The organism is Pedobacter fastidiosus (assembly GCF_014306625.1).
Taxonomy (GTDB): domain Bacteria; phylum Bacteroidota; class Bacteroidia; order Sphingobacteriales; family Sphingobacteriaceae; genus Pedobacter; species Pedobacter fastidiosus.
On the sequence record NZ_JACRYL010000021.1, the window covers coordinates 49774 to 68684 of the forward strand.

Annotated in this window: 15 protein-coding genes and 1 pseudogene; 5 read left to right on the plus strand and 11 right to left on the minus strand. The window is 40.7% G+C overall.

The window, feature by feature from the left end; genetic code table 11:
* Nucleotides 1-4: 4 nt before the first annotated feature.
* Together H7U22_RS18915 and H7U22_RS18920 are read right to left on the minus strand one after the other, a co-directional pair.
* Entirely contained in the window at nucleotides 5-3109 is a 3105-nt protein-coding gene (locus H7U22_RS18915) for a SusC/RagA family TonB-linked outer membrane protein (protein ID WP_187072905.1), read from the minus strand.
* A gap of 148 nt (nucleotides 3110-3257) precedes the next feature.
* Nucleotides 3258-5852, minus strand: coding sequence for a galactose oxidase (locus tag H7U22_RS18920; protein ID WP_187072906.1), 2595 nt, complete (start codon nucleotides 5850-5852; stop codon nucleotides 3258-3260).
* Between the two features lie 640 nt (nucleotides 5853-6492).
* Between H7U22_RS18920 and H7U22_RS18925 the strand changes: the two genes are divergently transcribed.
* The 4 genes from H7U22_RS18925 (at nucleotide 6493) to H7U22_RS18940 (ending at nucleotide 11400) form a co-directional block, all read left to right on the plus strand.
* On the plus strand, nucleotides 6493-6834 hold the full coding sequence (locus tag H7U22_RS18925; protein ID WP_222621903.1) for a PadR family transcriptional regulator: 342 nt from the start codon (nucleotides 6493-6495) through the stop codon (nucleotides 6832-6834).
* Nucleotides 6804-7844 (plus strand): permease prefix domain 1-containing protein, encoded by a 1041-nt coding sequence (locus H7U22_RS18930; protein ID WP_187072907.1) that lies wholly within the window; start codon nucleotides 6804-6806, stop codon nucleotides 7842-7844. Before H7U22_RS18925 ends, H7U22_RS18930 begins: the two co-directional genes overlap by 31 nt.
* 7 nt (nucleotides 7845-7851) lie before the next feature.
* Entirely contained in the window at nucleotides 7852-8730 is an 879-nt protein-coding gene (gene tatC / locus H7U22_RS18935; protein ID WP_187072908.1) for a twin-arginine translocase subunit TatC, read from the plus strand.
* 198 nt (nucleotides 8731-8928) lie between these two features.
* Nucleotides 8929-11400: a TonB-dependent receptor domain-containing protein gene (locus H7U22_RS18940; RefSeq protein ID WP_187072909.1), complete on the plus strand. Its 2472-nt coding sequence runs from the start codon at nucleotides 8929-8931 to the stop codon at nucleotides 11398-11400.
* Nucleotides 11401-11695: 295 nt separating this feature from the next.
* Here the strand turns inward: H7U22_RS18940 and H7U22_RS18945 are convergent, their stop codons facing one another.
* Complete coding sequence (locus tag H7U22_RS18945; protein ID WP_187072910.1) at nucleotides 11696-12058, minus strand: VOC family protein; 363 nt, start codon at nucleotides 12056-12058, stop codon at nucleotides 11696-11698.
* A gap of 964 nt (nucleotides 12059-13022) precedes the next feature.
* Here H7U22_RS18945 and H7U22_RS18950 point away from each other — a divergent pair.
* The gene (locus tag H7U22_RS18950; RefSeq protein WP_187072911.1) at nucleotides 13023-13259 is read left to right on the plus strand and encodes a hypothetical protein; all 237 of its coding nucleotides are present in this window, start codon (nucleotides 13023-13025) and stop codon (nucleotides 13257-13259) included.
* A 160-nt stretch (nucleotides 13260-13419) separates the two neighbouring features.
* Here H7U22_RS18950 and H7U22_RS18955 read toward each other — a convergent pair whose 3' ends face one another.
* From H7U22_RS18955 to H7U22_RS18985, 8 genes and pseudogenes are all read right to left on the minus strand, one after another.
* Nucleotides 13420-13596 carry a histone H1 gene (locus tag H7U22_RS18955; RefSeq protein ID WP_187072912.1) on the minus strand — a complete coding sequence of 59 codons (177 nt, stop codon included), beginning with the start codon at nucleotides 13594-13596 and terminating at the stop codon, nucleotides 13420-13422.
* A gap of 73 nt (nucleotides 13597-13669) precedes the next feature.
* On the minus strand, nucleotides 13670-14890 hold the full coding sequence (locus H7U22_RS18960) for a hypothetical protein (RefSeq protein WP_187072913.1): 1221 nt from the start codon (nucleotides 14888-14890) through the stop codon (nucleotides 13670-13672).
* Complete coding sequence (locus H7U22_RS18965) at nucleotides 14884-15300, minus strand: hypothetical protein (RefSeq protein WP_187072914.1); 417 nt, start codon at nucleotides 15298-15300, stop codon at nucleotides 14884-14886. The genes H7U22_RS18960 and H7U22_RS18965 overlap by 7 nt, the downstream gene beginning before the upstream one ends.
* A 50-nt stretch (nucleotides 15301-15350) precedes the next feature.
* Nucleotides 15351-16388 (minus strand): conjugative transposon protein TraM, encoded by a 1038-nt coding sequence (gene traM / locus H7U22_RS18970; protein WP_187072915.1) that lies wholly within the window; start codon nucleotides 16386-16388, stop codon nucleotides 15351-15353.
* A gap of 23 nt (nucleotides 16389-16411) precedes the next feature.
* The gene (locus H7U22_RS22890) at nucleotides 16412-16624 is read right to left on the minus strand and encodes a hypothetical protein (RefSeq protein WP_222621904.1); all 213 of its coding nucleotides are present in this window, start codon (nucleotides 16622-16624) and stop codon (nucleotides 16412-16414) included.
* Entirely contained in the window at nucleotides 16621-17241 is a 621-nt protein-coding gene (gene traK, locus H7U22_RS18975) for a conjugative transposon protein TraK (protein WP_187072916.1), read from the minus strand. The genes H7U22_RS22890 and traK overlap by 4 nt, the downstream gene beginning before the upstream one ends.
* Nucleotides 17242-17265: 24 nt before the next feature.
* Nucleotides 17266-18489 carry a conjugative transposon protein TraJ gene (gene traJ, locus H7U22_RS18980; protein ID WP_187072917.1) on the minus strand — a complete coding sequence of 408 codons (1224 nt, stop codon included), beginning with the start codon at nucleotides 18487-18489 and terminating at the stop codon, nucleotides 17266-17268.
* Nucleotides 18490-18499: 10 nt separating this feature from the next.
* Nucleotides 18500-18911, minus strand: a pseudogene (locus tag H7U22_RS18985) (TerB family tellurite resistance protein); the annotation flags it as partial.

The following is an 18911-nucleotide window of genomic DNA, read 5'->3' on the forward strand; positions in this document are numbered from 1 at the left end:
TAAATTAAAAAGTGAGTCTGATGTTGAAACCATATATGGCATTTGGTGGAAGAGCTCCGTTTTCTATTCCCTGTCCATTTCCTGAGGTAGAAGTCGCTTCAGGATCAATTCCCTTCGGTGTTTTCTTATATAAAATAGCCAGATTTCTACCAGAGGCAGATACTCGTGCTCCTTTAAGCGTTAGTTTTTTAGCCCATTTATCGGGCAGGTTATAACCCAGGGCTACTTCACGTAATTTTACGTATGATGCATCGTAAATAACGAATTCTGCATAATTAGGCCGTGCATACTCATAGTTTTGAGGCGTAACATATTTGGTGTTTTTAGTGCCATTTGCGAAATAGGCATCCCAAACAGCACCACCACTCAACTCTGTACCATTCTCGCCAAATATGACGCTGTGTTTATAAAAATCATCTCTACCATACAAGGTTTCCGCCACAACTCCATTGGTAAGCATTCGAGAATAGCTTCCAGAGTAAATGATGCCGCCTTTTTTTACATCAATAAGAAAACTCAGGTCAAATTTTCTATACCTGAAAGTATTAGTCAACCCCGCCAACCAGTCTGGCGATGCCGTTCCAAAAGCCATATCGGCATCTTTAACCAGCAATGAACCTCCATCCTCAATCAGCATATGCCCCTCAGCATCTCTTGCAACTCCTAAACCCCTTAAATAGGCATAAGGCTTCCCAACCTCGGCATATACATAAAGGTAACTTGAGTTATTATTGAGCTGAAATCGGTCGATTCCATCAAGTAAAGACACTACCCTCGAATTATTTTTTGAATAGTTTAGCTGCGCCTGCCAGGATAAGGCTTTGCCCTGTAAAATTTTTGCATCAGCACTGAGTTCATAACCCCAATTTGCAATCTTTCCGGCATTATAAATACGTTGCTGGTACCCACTTGATGTAGGCAATTGAGCAGTAACAATTTGATTGGTCGTTGCAGCATCATAATACGTACCGTCGATTGTTAATCTGTTTTTAAAGAACCGAAGTGTTGTACCGAACTCTTTAGAAACGGTGCGCTCTGGCTTTAAATCCGGATTGTTCATTGTAGTGGAAAGTGAAGCAAGTGTTGCCCCATTAAAAAAACCATTAAATGAATAGGTTTGTGCCAGGCGATAGGGATCCGTATCGTTCCCCACTATGGCATAAGAAGCCCTCAGTTTTGCAAAACTTAAAATTTCGCTATTCACCACACCCAATAATTCATTCAGGATTAAAGACCCTCCAACCGATGGATAGAAATAGGCATTATTGCTTTTAGGTAGTGTCGAGGTCCAATCGTTCCTGCCTGTAAGATCAATAAACGCGTAATTGCGGTATCCTAAAGAAAGCGCACCGAAAACAGAATTTAGTTGCCGCTTTCTAATACTCTGAACTACTGTTGGGTATTCTTTTGCATTAGAAAGATTAATTAAGCCCGGTTGGAGTAAGGAATTAATACTTTCATCTCTTTTTTCAAAATTTGACCGAAAGCTGCTGGCCCCCAAATTAGCCATCACTGAAAAGTCAGCAATATCCTTTTTCAAGGTTAAAAGCCCCTCCATATTGAAATTCTGTTGCTTCGTATTGAAAGTTCGCATAAAGCCGTCCGGGTTATTGGCAATTACAGATCCAATATTGTTAAACTCAAAGCCATCCCACCAAAATACATCTGCACCCAATCTTGTGGTGAATTTAAGCCAGTCATTTATAGTCACCTGTGGATTAATTGCAACAATAAGCCGATCTTTAGTATCCTGATTGGGGTTTTCATTAATTACCCAATACGGGTTGCTAAAATTGCGATGTGTGCCAATTTCTTTACCTGTTATCGCATTCTTATAAGGATCCATTTCAGCAAGATCGGTACTACGTGCCATATGGGTATACAGATTGGTTGGATTCCTTCCGTTTGAATTGGAATATTGGCGATTATCCACCCGATCGCGAACAAAGCTGATCTTTCCATCCAAACTGAAATATTTACTGACTTTGTTCTGTAAACTCAGATCAAATGAGTTTTTGCCCTGCTTATTAAATCCATCTACAACACTTGTCCCCGCATAATTCGTATAAGATATGCGGTAAATGCTATTACCACTTCCCCCTTCAAGCGCTATATTATTGGTAAAAAGTTTTGCCTGACTATAAAAGTCTTTAACATTGTTTGGATTAGGTAGATATGATTTAAGCTCACCATTAATGGCAACGTAGGGTTGGCCTAACATCGGAGAACCCCAACTTCTGTAATTCACGTTTGCCTCCGGAATACTGTGGGTATTATCAATATAGAATGAGGTACCTACACCATAAGCGTTTTGATATTCAGGAAATTCCGTTAATTTTTGGAACATCAGGCTGGAATTTGCAGTGACTTTTGTTTTACCAGTTCCTTTTTTACTGGTAATCAGCACCACCCCATTTGCAGCCCTTGAACCATAAAGCGCAGAAGCATTAGGTCCCTTCAGGATCTCTATGCTTTCAATATCCTCATAATTCAAGTTCGCTGCACCGTTTCCATAGTCTATATTCCCATCCCCTGGAGTATTGTCTATAGGCATTCCATCCACAACGAAGAGTGGCTGATTGTTGCCCGTTAATGAACTGTTTCCCCTTATAATTATTCTCGCAGACCCGGTATTAAACCCGGGAGGAACAACCTGAACTCCGGCAATCTTTCCAGATAGCGAACTGATTAAATTGGGGCTTTTGGTTTCGCTAAGGTCGGTCCCATTCAATCCTTGTCTGCTATAACTTAACGAACGCGCTTCACGTTTTATGCCAAGGGCTGTAACAACAACTGTCGAAAGTGCATTTTGATCGGCGGTCATCACCACATCAATTTTTGCCCTGCCGTTTATTTTTTCCTGTACAGTCTGCATTCCGACATAACTGAAAAAAATTTCATCCACCGCCTCTACACTGGCTATTGCATATTGGCCTGCACCATTTGTAATGGCTAACTGTTTCATCCCTTTAATAGATTTAACACTTACACCAACAAGCGGCTTCCCATCAGCAATATCTGTTACCGTTCCCCTAACAGAATATATTTGTGCTGAAAGCGCAAAAGGAAAAATTAAAAAACAAATTAATAACGCGTAAATTAGTTTCATACTTGTGTTCGAATTTGATAGGCCTGAAGCAGATTGAATCAGGAATTTTCGATGCGAATTACGGCTTAACGCATTAACAAAAGACTAACAGGAGATTAATGGCGAATTTGTTAGCAAAAGCTTAATATATTGTTAACATGAGCACAGCTTATTCTTGCATTATGGAGCGGAATGTTCTTTTGAAAGCGTCGCCATAAATAGACTGGTAATCTTTTACGAAACGATCAAAAGTGTTTTTAGCAAGTGCATGCTTTCCAAGAAGACCCAGGGCCCGACATTTCAATATCACAGCCTCTTCGTTTACCGGGTCAAAACTAAAGACGTAATCTGCCAATTGAATTGCCAATTCAGGATTTTTAGTTGTTTCGGGTCTTCTGGATTGTGAAAGCAAAACATCTATAATTTCATGCGACAATTCTGATTTAAATCCATCCAACCAGTCAAATTCCAGGTTTTGCAGTAATGGACCACGTTTAATAAGCTCAAAAAGATTTCGTACTTTCTGTTCTGAAGCTGTTTGACTTTGAACAACTTTCAGGTAATGAATATAATCCACATCTACAAATTCCAAATCAATATCGATGCGCCAATATCCGGAGTCTTTATTCAGCCGAAAACGATTTAAACGATCCAAAAAGCTTTTAAGCTTTGCAATATTTACAGATCGATTGTTCCTTGCAATACGTTCGGATTTCCCAAACCATAAAATTTCATCCAGCATTTTGGCCGAAATCCCCCCCTCCTTTCGAAGGCTATGTAATAGGATCAGTAAGAATAGCTCTTTCAGCAATGGTGAAAGTTGCTTCGAAACCTCTGTTGCTTCTTCATCAAAAAGCTGTAAATTACCAAAAAGTAAAAGTTGAATCGGTTTCGAAGTAGCTGAGGGAATTAAATCAGATGATACAGACGCAACTTCCGCAATGTCAGGTAATTCAATCATACCAACTATCGGCAATGCTGAATCCTCTCGAACTTTCTTTCTTCTCAGTATAATTAAGGCCATCCCCAGACCCACCATCAGGAGAAGAATTCCGCCCAAATACAAATAATAAGGAGGTCTTTTGATTTTATTCAGTACGCTACCCGTACCCACCGGTGAATCAATTGCATAAATTTTTACCGTTGTTACATGATCATCATCCGTGAAAAGAGTTATGGCAATAAATTTTTTATTCACCGGACAATAAAACAAATCAGCATAAGCGTTAATGTCATGAAATAGATATGGAATGGAGTTGCCCAATATTTGATATGTTGGTTGCAAAAGCGATCCGCTCACCAGTTTTAACTCTGAATTGAATTTATCGTTTGGGAAAATTAAACCATAATACTTTTGCGCTGCAGAGTCTATGATGAGTGATGCAGCAAATACAAAATCCTGATCTGGCCTTTGCAATTCGAAAACTTTTTTAAAGGTGTTGGTTTTTAAAGAAAAAGTAACAAGATCATAATAATTCTCAGGGTTGAGCATCTGCTGCCCGGTATTGCTACCGTAGCCACCTAAAATAAAAATATTTTCTCCATTAGCCGAAATGCCAGATGCAGCTAAGTATCTGGGTTTAAATACCCCTTTATTGACTTTTACTTCACTCCAGACCTTATTTTTCAAATCATACCTCTGGATCGAATCTTTATACATAAGTTGGCCATAACCCCCAAAAACATAAAGCGCAGAATCCCATTTAGAAATTACTTTATTCGCATGCCAGTATTTAGTGAGTCGTTTAGGCAGATCATACGGCTGATTCCATTGCTGTGTGGCCAGATTATATTTTGAAACCTTTTTTTGATCAATAAACACATTATATATGTCGTTTGATAAAGGATTATAGATAGATTGATTGCCCGCTTTAAGGTTTCTCGGGGCATCATAGGAAACAGAATCCATACTTTCATCCTGGATAGAAAATTGATACAAATAATTTGGCGCTACAACGTAAACCTGTTCCTTGTTTAAATTAAATGCCGTACTGGGATGCCCTTTCACTGTAAAACTTTTAATCATTCGCCACTTGCTGTGATTTCCGTTAATCCAGGTGGGGTTCTCCACCTTAGCTTTCCTTCCACTAACACGGTCTAAAGGAGATGAACCTTCCAATTCATCTAATGGCCAGTAAAAATTTAAATGCTCATTCACCAGGATCCGAATATCCCTGATGTTCATCGCTGGCACATCAGTTGTTTTGAACCGTTTAAAGTGGTTGGCTCCAAATAAAATCTTAAAACATTCAGAGTTTGTGAGCTTTACATGTCGTTCAGAAAGGGTATGGTATCCATCGCTCCACACGAGAAGATCCTTCTCCCGATTGTATTTCAAACTAAAATGTGTCCACTTGGAAAGCAAAATCCCGGTGTCTAAATTGAATGCAATTTTTGAAAATCTATTTCCCAGTATTAATTTGAAATTTTGTCCGTTTGTAGACTTTTGATCATAAAGCAAATCTATGTTATATCCCTGCTGGTCAATCAGGCGAAACACATAGCCATAATAATCTCTTTGTTTAGGCGAAAAAAATAAGTCGAAAGAAAGCTCAAAATTTCCTTTAAGGCATAAATCGTCTTCAAAACTTAGATCGAGAGAAGTGCGCCTATCCTGAACAGCATTTTGTCCTGAAAATTGGAGACCGTTATTTTGGCCATAAGATAGAAATGAAATAAAAATTAAACCAATAAAAACCAATTTAGCAGTGCATCTATTTCCTGGAAAACTTGAGCAATCAGAAGGCCAGTTAAAATTGATCATTTTACGAAAATCATTATAATCCTATATCCATTAACACTTACTCAGGGGATAGCTCTTCGCAGCAGGTAATATGTTTTGTGTACTGCAAAGAAAGGCTTTCCATATTAATTTACTGTTAAATACATGTTATGTACACAGTTGTTTTATATTTAGTTCTATTACCTGAAATTGAAATTATAACTTTATTATACTGGGTTAAGGTGATCTTTCGCTTGCTAAATTAATTTCAAAAAAGCCAACTGTTGTTAATATTTAACAGAAAGTAACCTAACTTTTAAACTCAAGTTTAAATTCTCTTAATATACGCAGCGTAATTTCGTGCATCCGAAAAACAAACATCAGGTAAAATCAACCTTCAAATAGAACATAAAATTTCAGTGTAAATATTTCGATTCGCCCCTCTGGGCTAAGAGGAATCGTTTTATTAAACACAAATATCGAAACAGAATAAAGAATGATCAGACTCCTTACTGTTATCTGTGCTTTAATTTTTATTTACCCCCTTTACGGCCTGGCTCGCCAGCACAGAAAAAAAATAATAGAAACCTCATTATCATTAAATTATAAAATATCACCTAACAAACAGAGAATTAATTTTTAATACATTGAACTTCTATGTACATTTGAAAAAAATATTTACATGTTATCAAAGGAATTAACAGCCGCATCTTCTGTCTCGATAATCCTTTGTACCCTTATTGGGGGTGAGAGTTATGGATATGAGATCATTAAAAAAGTAAAGGATGCTTCGCAGGGCAGAATTCTATATTCGGATGGAACCTTATATCCGGTATTGAGAAAGTTAGAGGACAAAGAACTGATTCTCTCGGAATGGCGTATTGCCGAAAACCAAAAGAGAAGACGGTATTACACCATTACCGCAAAAGGAATAATGCAGCTGAAGCAAGAAAAATTGAGCTGGGAATTTATGAACGGACTTTTAAATATTTTATGGGCACCACTTCCTCTTACATCAGTTTAAAGCTTGCTGAATGGCAATCAAATCTTACCAGAACATCACTTACAAATGAAGACAGGGAAGAACTGACTGCCCATTTGGAGGATATGATAACTGAGCTTACCGAACTAGGCCTGAGCGAGGAAGAAGTGTGGTCGGTAGCGGCAAAACGCATCGGATCCATTTCAGCAATTGAGGCCGAATTTGAGAAGGTTAATCCGGATATTCCATTCAGAAAAAATGGCCTGCTTATGATCTATGGGGCCGTTATTATGCTCTTTTTACAGTCTCTTTTTGTTGTGGTTCCTGCCTTCCTATTCAGGGTCTATCACCAGCAAGGCGCAAGAGCAGTCCCCAGCAATGACAACATCTGGCCAGTAGCCTTTAACATACTGACCTTAAGCCTGATTGGCATCATACTGGCTTTTACTTTTAAGGGAAGAAGCCTGGCAAAGACAATAAGTAAACTCGCCTTTAAATTAAATATACTGACAGCTTTTATTTCGGCGGCTGTAGTTATTGTCTCAGGGTTTTTTATCATTCAGCTAATCAGCCTTGGTGAACTGGATACCCTTCACACGACTGCACCAAAATTCAAAACCCTTACCCAGATTTTCTATTTTGGCTTGATCGGGCTAATTGGGTATTTTCTTTTGATCGGAAACAACCAACCGATACGCACGTTATCCGTCTTTAACCGGAAAATAAATTGGAAAACCTCCCTATTACTGGGAGGGGTGGCTTGCCTTGCCATTATCTTTAGCTATACTTATGCCATTAGCTATCTTCCGCTTTTTATCGGATGTCCGTTATTTGCTGCACTGGGATGGATGATCAGCTTTTCGGAGAAAAAAGGTATCAACCTATTTTGTGCTCAGCTGCCCCTAATATTATTCTGTATTTCAGAACTTAGCGGCCGTTATGCACACATGTTCGGCAAATACTACCTTATCACACTGTGTTTTTTACTGACAGGCGCACTTTACCAAAGGACACGTAATTACCTCATCAACCTGCTTGGGGTATCATCATAAGTCCATCATGTTGAACAAGAATACCCTACGCGGATGGCTTTCAGATCTAAAAAACAGAGGCAACAACAGGAGTGGTGAGATGTCTTTTTTCGGTCATTTGGATGTTCTGCGCAAACATCTGATCAGATCTGCCCTTGCAATTGCCATGACCACAAGCTGGGCGTTCATCTACTACGACTTTGTTTTTGACAAAATAATCCTGGGACCAAAAAAGGCTGATTTTCTGACCTACCGGATGATGTGCTGGATTAGTGAGCACTTTCATTTAAGTGCAGCGTATTGCCTCAAAGAGATTAACTTCAAAATCATCAATACCGAGATGGCAGGACAGTTTAACCTTCAGCTCAATTCATCGGTGATCATCGGAATAATACTGGGTTTCCCATACCTCTTATTTGAAATATGGTTATTCATCAAACCCGCACTCAATCTGCGTGAGCGGAAAGCAGCAAGTGGATTTGTCTTTTATGCCAGTCTGCTTTTTTTACTTGGGATTTTTTTTGGTTATTACATTATTGCCCCCTATTCGATCCGTTTTTTAGTCGGTTTCCATGTGAGTGAAGTCATTGAAAACCAGATTACCATTGACTCCTATCTTTCATCAATTGTTACCTTAACCCTTGGAACGGGAATTATTTTTGAGATGCCTATTATCGTTCTGATCCTTTCCGGCCTGGGCTTACTCACACCAAAACTGATGCGAAGCTCAAGGAGATATGCGGTTGTGATCATGTTGATCATTGCAGCGGTGGTCACACCTACTCCTGATATACAGACTATGCTGATTGTATTCCTGCCTTTGATGATTCTTTATGAGATCAGTATAATGGTAGCGTTACGTGTCGAGCGCAATGCTATGCAGCCTCAAAAGGTTCGCCAAATCTAATATCGATGGGAATAAATCAAGAAAAAATGTACCAAGCAGAGTTATGCAAGAAAAATATCGCCATTAAAAAACGTAGCATACACAAATAGCATGTAATTATTACGTTACAACAAACACTGTCTTTTACAAAGCATTGATTCTTCAGTTTTGCAACAGAATCTCAGATGATATTTGCCAAAAATTATTTAATTCAGATTCATGCGATTCCTTTTAACCATACTCATCTTTATCATTCTATCCGACACTTCTTTTGCACAAACCAGCTCCGGAAAGGGAAAAATTTCTGGGACAGTTATTGATGCCATTACAAAAGAGCCAATTGATTTTGCTACGATTACCGTTTTCAAGATAGGTACAAAAGAGGTAGTCAACGGCATCAGTTCTGATGCCAAGGGAAATTTCACAGTTTCGGGGCTACCAAATGGGATATATCGGGTTTCTGTGGATTTTATCGGTTATAAAGCAACGGTTTTTGACCCAGTTACAATAAGTGCAACAGCGCCAACAGTTACCCTAGGCACCATTCTAGTGGTTTCGACAGTCGATCAGTTACAGTCTGTGACAGTTACGGCAAAAACACCTATAATAGAAAATAAGATTGACAAGACCGTTTACAATACGGCGAACGACCTTACCGCCCAAAATGGGGTCGCTTTGGATGTACTGAAAAAGGTACCTATGGTTAGCGTGGATATAGATGGGAATGTCGAACTTCAGGGGAGTGCAAGCGTGCGCTTCCTGATCAATGGAAAACCCTCCAGTATTTTTGGGGCAAGCCTGGCAGATGCATTACAGTCTATACCCGCAAGCCAGATCAAAAGTGTTGAGGTAATTACCAGCCCAGGTGCAAAGTACGATGCAAATGGCACCGGGGGAATCATTAATATTGTCTTAAAGGATAATAAGTTCCAGGGCATTAATGGGAGCATCAATTATTCGGTAGGTACAAGGCTACAGAATGGTTCGTTAAACCTGAATATTAAGAAAGGGAACTTTGGTGCTGGTGTATTCTTCAGTGGCAATCAGCAGTTTAATACCATGAGCAAAAACACTTTAGACAGGATTTCTTATAATTCTGCAAGGGATACGATCAGTAAGTTCTTTCAGGATGGAAACAGCCCACAGAAAAGAGCAAGTTACCAGACGGGGCTTAACCTAAACTGGAGCATCAGTTCGAAAGATGAACTTACTGCCACGCTGGGTTACAACCATTTCAACAATAATACAACTGGCGTGAACAGCCAGATCCAGGAATATCTTTTGGCATCCTCGGGAAAGACCATCTCCGACCTTAAAAGTTTGAGGAACTCATCCAGTAATTTCAGCGCCAATTCTACAGACCTAAGCCTGGCCTATAAAAAGACCTTTAATAAAGATGGGCATGAGCTTGATTTTCTGTACAATGCAAGTTTTGGGAACAATCTGGTAAATACATCCCAGGTTTCAACTTATCAGGGAGGAAACTTCCCGACCACCGGACTGAACAGTTCCAATCCAGGCAAAGAGAATGAAACGGAAATTTCAGTGAACTACGCGCTTCCTTTAAACAAGAAATTCACAATTGAAAGTGGGGCGAAGGTACTTATTGACAATCTGAACAACAGTGTGGTTACAGATACACTATTGTCAACCGGCTCTTATATCAATAATACCAACCAGTCTTATGGTTTTAATTACAGGCGTAATGTTTATGCAGCATATCTATCCGCTTCTTTTACTCTTTTCAAAGATTTCATTACCGGAAAAGCTGGAATCAGATATGAACGTACAGGCAAAGTAGCTGATTTCTCAGGTACAGAAATAGCAGGCTACAATACTTTCGCACCCTCTTTTACACTTCAGCATAAACTCGACGATTCACAATCGATCAAACTTTCCTATACCTACCGGATCGAAAGACCTGATTATGGCGATCTTAACCCTTTTTACAATATCAGCGATCCACATAACATCAGCACGGGCAATCCGCTATTGAAACCCGAGATCGGGAACAATTTCGAACTGGGCTATAGCAAAAACTTTAAAAACGGTGCAAATATCTATTTTGCCGGTTATTACCGGAGAAACTCAGACGATATGCAGCAGCTTACCACCTATTATGATATACTGAGTATAAACGGTACAGATTATGATGCCGTATCACTTACCAAAAGACTAAATCTCGGTAACCAGACCAGTGTTGGGGCAAGCCTGTTTGCCTCAGTTCCGGTAACCGACAAGTTTAACCTTAGGACCAATATCCAGGCTGGCAACAGAAATAATGTATCTCCAGGTCTGGCAGGCGTGAGCGCATTTTCATACCGGGCAAACATAAATGCCAGCTATGACTTTGGAAATAACCTACTGGCCGAGGTATTTGGGAATTACAATTCTACGCAGAAGAATCTTAGAAGTACCAGACCGGCAGTTTTCAACTACAGCCTGGCGGTAAGAAAACAGTTTCTCGGTAAAAATGCAAGTATCGGCCTCACTGCAGCAAACCCCTTCAACAGGTATATTAAGCAGAGACAGACCAGCTTCGGGCCAAACTTTGATCAGACAAACCTGAGAATGGTTCCGGTGCAATCTTTTGGGCTTACTTTATCTTACAAATTTGGAAAACTACAGTTTAATAAGGATTCCAGAGAGGACAATGCCCCACAGTTGCCTGACGTTGGTGCAGGAAAATAGTGACCTCATTGTAGCGTCGCCAAAGAAATCAACTCGTCATTTCCAAACACAATATTTAATGATTCAATACTTTTTTTTGTAAAACACCAGAATTATCCCAGTTGCCAAGCTCAAGCTGTTTTTTTATTACTTCATAATATTTACCCTAGCCTCAAGCAACCTACTATCTGTATCGTGTTAAGGTTGGAGTCCTTTTAAATTATTATTGGTCTGTTTTTTCAACAATAATTAGAGGTTGTGCAATAAAAACCGCCTATTCTGCGTAATGGGTAGAAATCTATTGTCATTAAACAGTTTACTTGAACTCTCCAAAATGCAGTAGAATTCCAGATGGGTCATGGAGAAAGCATTCCCTGCCCCATTCTTCTTCTCGGACTGGAATTAACTTTGTACCTGGGTATTTATCAACTAAGTTTAAGTCAAGTAAGTAACGATAACTATGTTCCAGATTTTCAACCTCCATAAATATCATTGTATTATCCAGCCAATCTTGCACGAATGCATCTTGCAAGTAGAATCCAATCTTGTTGTTTTGGAAAAGGGACAACTTTGGTCCGAGGCTTGTTTCAGCAAAACCCAGGTCACGGTAAAAATTTCTAGACTGTTTAAAATCTTTAGCTCCAATAAACGGTCGGATTGAATTTACTTTGTTTTCCATATTTCAATAAATACTAAATTAATGGAACAAAGATATTGAACCGTATTCATTGCTCAAATTGATTAAAATCAAGAAATACAAGGCATCCGGATTATCTTCTCCCGTACCCTGCTAAGAGTCTCAGGTGTAATCTTTAGATACGAAGCAATCATTTTTAACGGAAACGCCTGAATCAATCGCGGCCTGTTGTCTAATACGTACTGGTATTTCTGTATTGGCGTAGAAGCATTGTCAAAAAAAAAGACCCTAGAAACAGCATTTTCCAGAATCTTGTTTAGCTGAAGAAAGGATATTGATTGTCTAATTAATTCATGTATGGATTGAATGCTGAGCTCAAGTACGACCCCGCCCGTGTACGAAGATATACTACAATTAGCCGGTTGTTGAGAAACGAAGCTTTCCTGATTTAATACCCACTCATTTTCAAGGTGAAGGTCTATGACAGTAGTCACACTTCCCTCATGTTGTTGATGTTGAAAAATTAACCCCTGTAAATTGAAAAATACTGATGATGCAACCTCGCCTTTTTCAAGGAGAACCTCATACTTTTTTATAGAACGGATCTTTGCTTCCTGTTCAAAAAGTATTCTTTCCTGGTCCGAAAAAATGCCAATGGTGTTTAAGGCTCCTGAATGCATCTGCTAATTTAGCAAAAAAAACATTCCGCCTATCTATTAGAAAAACTAGTTCAAGAATAATTTAAAGGGACGAAAGAATAACCCGACCTGAGTGTTTTTCTATTTCTTAAGCTTATAAAACGAGCAGGCCTGAAAAATATTTTGATAAATGTTAAGCGAATTGTATATTGCCAATGAGAGCGTTAATTTAGATAAATGGGAATGCAGCTTAGGCAGCATTTCCATTTCTTATTTTAATAAATCTTTAAAAAAAGAGGTCTATGAAGCAATATCTGCCTATCAGCATAATCAAATCTTGTAATTTCCTTTAGGGCCTATAGCCAAATATGAGCGATTTAGACATTAGCATAGACCTGCAAAAATTTATAGATAAGTTCGAGCCAACCAAGTTTAAGATTATGGCCCACGGAATCGAAATCCGCGGTGTGAAGGATATTCACCACAATGTTTTGAGGGCAAACGGACTCATTGAAAAATTAAAACTCAGTCTTGCAGTAAACCATAACGCTGAAATGCTCAGCTACGGTGGTTTTGAGGTAAATGATATCAAAATCCGCCACTAAGATCCCCTGGCAAAGTATTTAGAAAAAAATAATTTTAGGGTTCGCTGACTGCGTATATATTGAAGTAGTATCGATAGATGATTATGCATTAAAAATGGATAAAAAAAAGTCCCGACCAAAGGCCGAGACTTTAACAGTTTTCCAAAACTTGATTATGTGATTATTTTGCGCTTTTCTTTTCGGTAACTTCTGCTCTGATCTCTTGAGCAAGTACCTTTAAGTCCTGCATTGCCTTTCTTACACGTGTTCCGGCAGCAGCATTCCCGGCATCATAAAATTTTGATGCATCTGCCTCAATTCCAGATAATACTTCTTTCAGTTTTTGAAATTTTTCCATTTTGTCTTTTTTATTAGTTATTAAAATTGATTGATTTTTATTTTTTGGTACTGAAAACAATTGACTAATATAGTTAAATTCCCATTCCCTGCTCTGTCGAGGCTCCTTTTTCCTTACCTTTTGACTGCAACATTTCCTTGACCTTTGCGGGATCCTTTAAGAACTGCTCTCTTTTTTCGCTCTTCCCCTGATCGGTGAACATGTTGATCTGGGTGTATCTTGGCACGGCTTCGATGTAAACTTTAATCTTTTGTCCATCTTTTTCTACTGTTGCAGGTGCCCTGTCGCCATTTTTTAATGCGTTTTCCAATACTTCTCTTGACTTTGGACTATCAAGTTCTTTTATTGCAAACTTATCGAGCACCTCGCTTAAATTGAAACCATAGCTGGGATCATGGTATTGGTTCATCGTGAAATTTTGGTATTTGTCACGTGGGCCATCCAAGTCCATCTTAAACCATGCCTTATATTCCTGACCTCCCTGGGTCAGCATGTCGTCCCGATAAACTGATCGGCCTTCGACCAGATTGACAGCCTGATCGGCAGCAAACCCCTTACCCCTGTCGACCCAGAAAGTCTGTGGCATTTCAGGTGACCTGAAAGTTTTCGCGAAATCCTTTTCTATAAGGATAACCTGGCCATCCCTTACTGTTACAAGTGGCTGAATATCATTGCCTTTTGCGATTGCGAGGGTGGTAGGCTCGCCCTGTGCCCTAAAAAATCCAACCGCCTCAAAGGCCGTTTCAAAGTTCTGTACCAGTTGCCCGGACGCGCCATCTACGGAAACCCGGTAGGTTTCGCCCTGGACAAGCGGTCTTTCTTCTGCCTTCAGTACCTCAAATTTGTTCAGGTAGTAAAATTCCGACTGGCTAGACTGCCTGAAATAAATATTCAGTTCAAGTTCGCTCTTTACTCCTTCGACTTTATCCTTAAGTGTGAATTCAGGAAGGTTCGCTTCCATGTTTTTTTCCATTTGTACAGTGAGATCCTCCCGGAATCCCAACGTTCTCATCTCTTGCTTAAGATGAAGCAAATTGTTCTGATCCATAATTTTTGTTTTTTGATTAAATGGTTTACCCGACCCCTGCGGGCTCAAAGTTGGTCTTGATGGGTGTTTCCCTGTAACTTGTGCAGTGCGGGTATGTTTTTTTCCTGTATTTTCATGATATCTTCGGTAAAGCTTGCCATGGATTGCTTCCAATCCACAATTAACATTGAACTTTTCGTGGGGGTTATATCTTGTTTTAAGGCTGTCCAAATAGCTTCTGTATTTGATAAGTGGGCTGTCTAACATATACTGTACATTAAACGGTCTGATGTTTCTTTCGCCTGAGCACCGCTGTTCCGAAGTATCTCGAGACTGCCCATTACGCCCAAAAGCGTATTTATAAATGAATGATCTCTCACCGGATCGATAGATAGGTAAAGCTCCCTGTCGTAATCTATGGTCCAGTCTATCAGTTTCATTTCTGATTCAAGATTGGCTATATTCAAACTCTCAAGATCAATATCTGGAATCTCCAGATGAGGATATAGGGTAGCTTCTATTCCGTCAAGCAAAAAATGCTTTCCGCTTATTCGCTCAATAGATAACGTTATGCCAACCAGATCCTCCCCATGTCTGTGCATTTCAGAAAACTCAACACGACTTTCTCCGGTGAGAATGAAGCGATCAAACTTTTCTACCATTGAGGATGAACTCAATTCACTACTTTGCAACTCTTTTCGCACTTCCCCCACTGATTGAACATTCACTACCTGAGTGCGTTGTTTCTCAGCAAAACAGACATGCCTTCTGGGATCTTTACCTTAACTCTTTTTACCTTTTTAGAAAAGAGGCTCTTTGCAGCATCAATTCCGGCACCCGCAACCTGCGTCCCGACCGATGCATCCATGCCCATAAGCTGCAGGCTACGAACAGCATCATCGGCGCCACCAGAAATTGCTGCTGAAACAACTGCCTCCGGAGCGTTTAGGCCTCGTATCCCATCAAGTCCATAAATAGATAGGTCTACAGGTATGATCTGCTTCCCAACCCGAATGGTCTTGATGTCCAGGAGCAACCGCTGGTTGGTCAGGTTTACGATTCCGAAAACTTCCTGGCCCTTTGGAAAGGATTGTTCTCCAATCACAACCGAATCCTGAAATACGAGCTTTAGGGTAGATCCCTGCACGACTTTCTGTTTGCCAGGAATGGTTGCCCCGATTGCTTTAAAGATGGAATCAGGTGCTGTATTGACCTGTTTCAAGTAAGAATCCTTGACCCGCTGGGGATGCTGGATATCCAAGACTTTTTCCAGCATTCCCGTGAGCTGTTTCATTTCCTCATCCTCTCCTTTCCCCTGCTGCATATTTTTCATCAGCACCTCCAGTCTGTCCACATCGCCTTTCATTCCCGGCACCTGTATGGGCCTTGACCTTGAGAGGGACTGTTGAGCGTCCTGCGGTCTGGCAAGTTCGCGCTCAAGTAGCGAAAGTTTTTCTTCAATCGCCTTGGTCTTTTCCACACTCTCTTCTCGTCTGAAACCGAGCCTGTCGGCTATTGAAGAGACCTCACTGGTCTTTGAGCCAGAATCCCGCTCTGTCTGCTGATAGAATTCCATTTTATCCCTAGGCTCATCCTTCTTGAAATTTGCATTGGGCAGTGAAGTATTTAGCCCTTTTTTTATGGCTACTCCCGAATGGTCACGACCACCGCCCAGCGCATAAAATGCCAAAGCCATAAAGGGCAAAATTAACATTGGTAGGACAAGCAGAATTTTCCGCCTGTCTCTTTTTAGTTCACTTTCCATATATTGATTTATTAAAATTTGATTCAAATAGACCTGATGATCAGCCTCAGGCAAATGGCGAAAACAATGGCTGAAACGGTAATCAGCAGAAACACCTGCATACGGTCCGATAGTAAGTGCATAAATTTGTTGATCCTATCCGCCAAAGTCCGCTGGTAGTGCTCCATTCTGGTCTTAAAAAACTCATTTTTAAGAACCAAGTCTCCCTTATCCTTTTTTCTAAATAGCCTGATCATGGTCTTACTTCCCCCTTTGAATCTGGATTTTCAAGCGTTTCCCACTGCTGTATCAAAAACCCGTGAGGATTGTTGTCCGAACGCGTTACATCTCTTAGGAAGCCCTGGGTTACCAATCTTCTCATGACCGTTGAGCTAGACCTGATCAGTTTTTGAGTGGCAAAACATTTAAAATAGTATGGGTAGACGTTAAGGTCAAGGAAAGTGCTGTCAACCGAGATCTTCTGCGAAATGTTTGCAGAAATCAGGTTATTGAAATAGCCTCTCTCCCTCAGATTGTCATATTCCTTTTTTGCACTTTCATCCGCAAGGTTGAGTGCAAGACCGATATTGGTAGTGATGACTTTTTCGTCCGGATCCATTGTGAAGAAATAGTGATGGAACATTTTTACATGATCGCGTAACTCAACCCCGACATTGTCCTTTCGCTCTGCTGCAAAGGCTTCAAGGGCCTTGCCGTTTGCCAAAATGTAAATTCTCGCACTGGCCCTGTCCACCAGCATGAAACTTCTCCATATTGCAAATCCCGAAAGGAATACACAGGCTATAATCAGGAAAATACTGAAACGCCTGATGTGGCTGAAAGCCGTATCTATATTTTTGAACTGTGTAAACATTAGATTATTTATTAAGTTAAAACCTTAAGATTTTCCTGAAATCCTGTCCTTTTGATGGCTGCCTGCTCCAGAACTTCCTTCCCTGAAATAATCCCCCTGGCCGGCTGAGGCATACCCCTGGGCATTTTTTCTCGCGGCATCGCCGAGCGCATCGCCAACCATACCTCCTCCGCCGGATACCGTGGACATAGCTGAACTCGAAGTACCCATCACAACCGAGTTTACTTTCTGTAGGATTGCATTTCCGCCACCTGCGTGGACAACATAGTTTGCTACATTGGGAACTGAGAAGTAGCCAACGATACCTATAATCAAAAAAACGAGGTAGGCGGTATCGGTCGAGGAAAAAAAGGTGTCGCCCTGCTGCTCAATCTGTGAAAGATCTAGCTTGAGCATGTTTTCCTGGATCTTCCCAAGGATACTTCCGAAGATGTTTGAAATGGGCAGCCACAGAAAAATATTGACATAACGGGCAAGCCAGACGGTGAGTGTCTGCTGAAATCCGTCGAATACCGCAAACCCAAAGACGAGCGGACCGAGAATCGCCAACACGATCAGAAAGAACGTCCGGATGGTATTGATGCAGAGCGAGGCAGCCGCATAAAGTACCTCCAGAACTTCTTTCAGCCAGCTCTTGATCGAATTCCTAAAATTATAGGACTGCTTCTCCATCCAGAACTGCAGATCATTTCCGAGCCCGTCAAGCATCGTTTCATCCTCTCTATCCGGATCCTTAGGGTGCGAATATTTGTACCATTTATCGCTATCTCCCTGTCCAGAGTCCCCGACATACATCTGCCAGTATTTTGATTTTTTTATCGCTTCCTCTTTTGCCCTCAACAGTCTTTCGATAGCGATGTTGCTGTCGGCAACCATGGCTCCGGTAGCGGAAACAGTTGGCTGCAGCACACCGTTCAGTATGGAGATGACCACCGGAAACATCAGGATAGCCGTACCCAGGCCAAAAGGACGAAGTAAAGGATAGACATCGATCGGTTCAGCAGAGGCAATCTGCCGCCAAACCCTCGAGGCTATATACCAGAGTGCACCGAAGCCTGCAATACCGCGGGCAACATCTATCATTCTCGAACAGAGCGGAAGCATGTCCGCATAAACCTTGTCCAGTACGGGCTGCATTCCGTTCAGCGTACCCGCTACTCCCTGTGCATGACTGGACGCAGGCGAAAAAATATACACAAGCATTGCTGCAAGCCCCAAAATTTTGGGTCCAAAAACTTTTGTTTTCATCATTGAAGTTTTAAGGGTTTTTATATAAACCTTGTAGACCCGCCACCTCAGATCTGGCACGCTTTCGCTGAAGCATCAGCAGGGAAGCATCATTGTTAAACTTTTTCAGGAAACTAAGCCTGTCTACTGATGAGGCATAGATCCTGTCGATAGCTCTTAACCGCTCGTCATCGCTCATGCGGAGCTGGCTGACCGTAAGTACGGTGGCGAGTTCGTCGAGATTGTTAAGGCTGACGGAAAAAAGGTTTCCATAAACCCCGGAAAAATAGTCCAGCTCAGAAGGCGAAAAAATATCAGCGGAAGAGAAGCGCCTGAAAGCGGCCCTATACTCTATTATCAGACTCTTCTGCATATACCAATAAATTTGACCCCCTTTCGCCAATTTTAAATTGACCCCCAGAGTTGTTGCTTGAAAAAAGCAG

What these genes read in the sequence shown, in the direction of transcription:
- H7U22_RS18915 (WP_187072905.1), bottom strand. Translation starts at nt 3,109, where the DNA reads ATGAAACTAATTTACGCGTTATTAATTTGTTTTTTAATTTTTCCTTTT.
- H7U22_RS18920 (WP_187072906.1), bottom strand. Translation starts at nt 5,852, where the DNA reads ATGATCAATTTTAACTGGCCTTCTGATTGCTCAAGTTTTCCAGGAAAT.
- H7U22_RS18925 (WP_222621903.1), top strand. Translation starts at nt 6,493, where the DNA reads ATGTTATCAAAGGAATTAACAGCCGCATCTTCTGTCTCGATAATCCTT.
- H7U22_RS18930 (WP_187072907.1), top strand. Translation starts at nt 6,804, where the DNA reads ATGGGCACCACTTCCTCTTACATCAGTTTAAAGCTTGCTGAATGGCAA.
- tatC (WP_187072908.1), top strand. Translation starts at nt 7,852, where the DNA reads ATGTTGAACAAGAATACCCTACGCGGATGGCTTTCAGATCTAAAAAAC.
- H7U22_RS18940 (WP_187072909.1), top strand. Translation starts at nt 8,929, where the DNA reads ATGCGATTCCTTTTAACCATACTCATCTTTATCATTCTATCCGACACT.
- H7U22_RS18945 (WP_187072910.1), bottom strand. Translation starts at nt 12,058, where the DNA reads ATGGAAAACAAAGTAAATTCAATCCGACCGTTTATTGGAGCTAAAGAT.
- H7U22_RS18950 (WP_187072911.1), top strand. Translation starts at nt 13,023, where the DNA reads ATGAGCGATTTAGACATTAGCATAGACCTGCAAAAATTTATAGATAAG.
- H7U22_RS18955 (WP_187072912.1), bottom strand. Translation starts at nt 13,596, where the DNA reads ATGGAAAAATTTCAAAAACTGAAAGAAGTATTATCTGGAATTGAGGCA.
- H7U22_RS18960 (WP_187072913.1), bottom strand. Translation starts at nt 14,890, where the DNA reads ATGTTAGACAGCCCACTTATCAAATACAGAAGCTATTTGGACAGCCTT.
- traM (WP_187072915.1), bottom strand. Translation starts at nt 16,388, where the DNA reads ATGGAAAGTGAACTAAAAAGAGACAGGCGGAAAATTCTGCTTGTCCTA.
- H7U22_RS22890 (WP_222621904.1), bottom strand. Translation starts at nt 16,624, where the DNA reads ATGATCAGGCTATTTAGAAAAAAGGATAAGGGAGACTTGGTTCTTAAA.
- traK (WP_187072916.1), bottom strand. Translation starts at nt 17,241, where the DNA reads ATGTTTACACAGTTCAAAAATATAGATACGGCTTTCAGCCACATCAGG.
- traJ (WP_187072917.1), bottom strand. Translation starts at nt 18,489, where the DNA reads ATGAAAACAAAAGTTTTTGGACCCAAAATTTTGGGGCTTGCAGCAATG.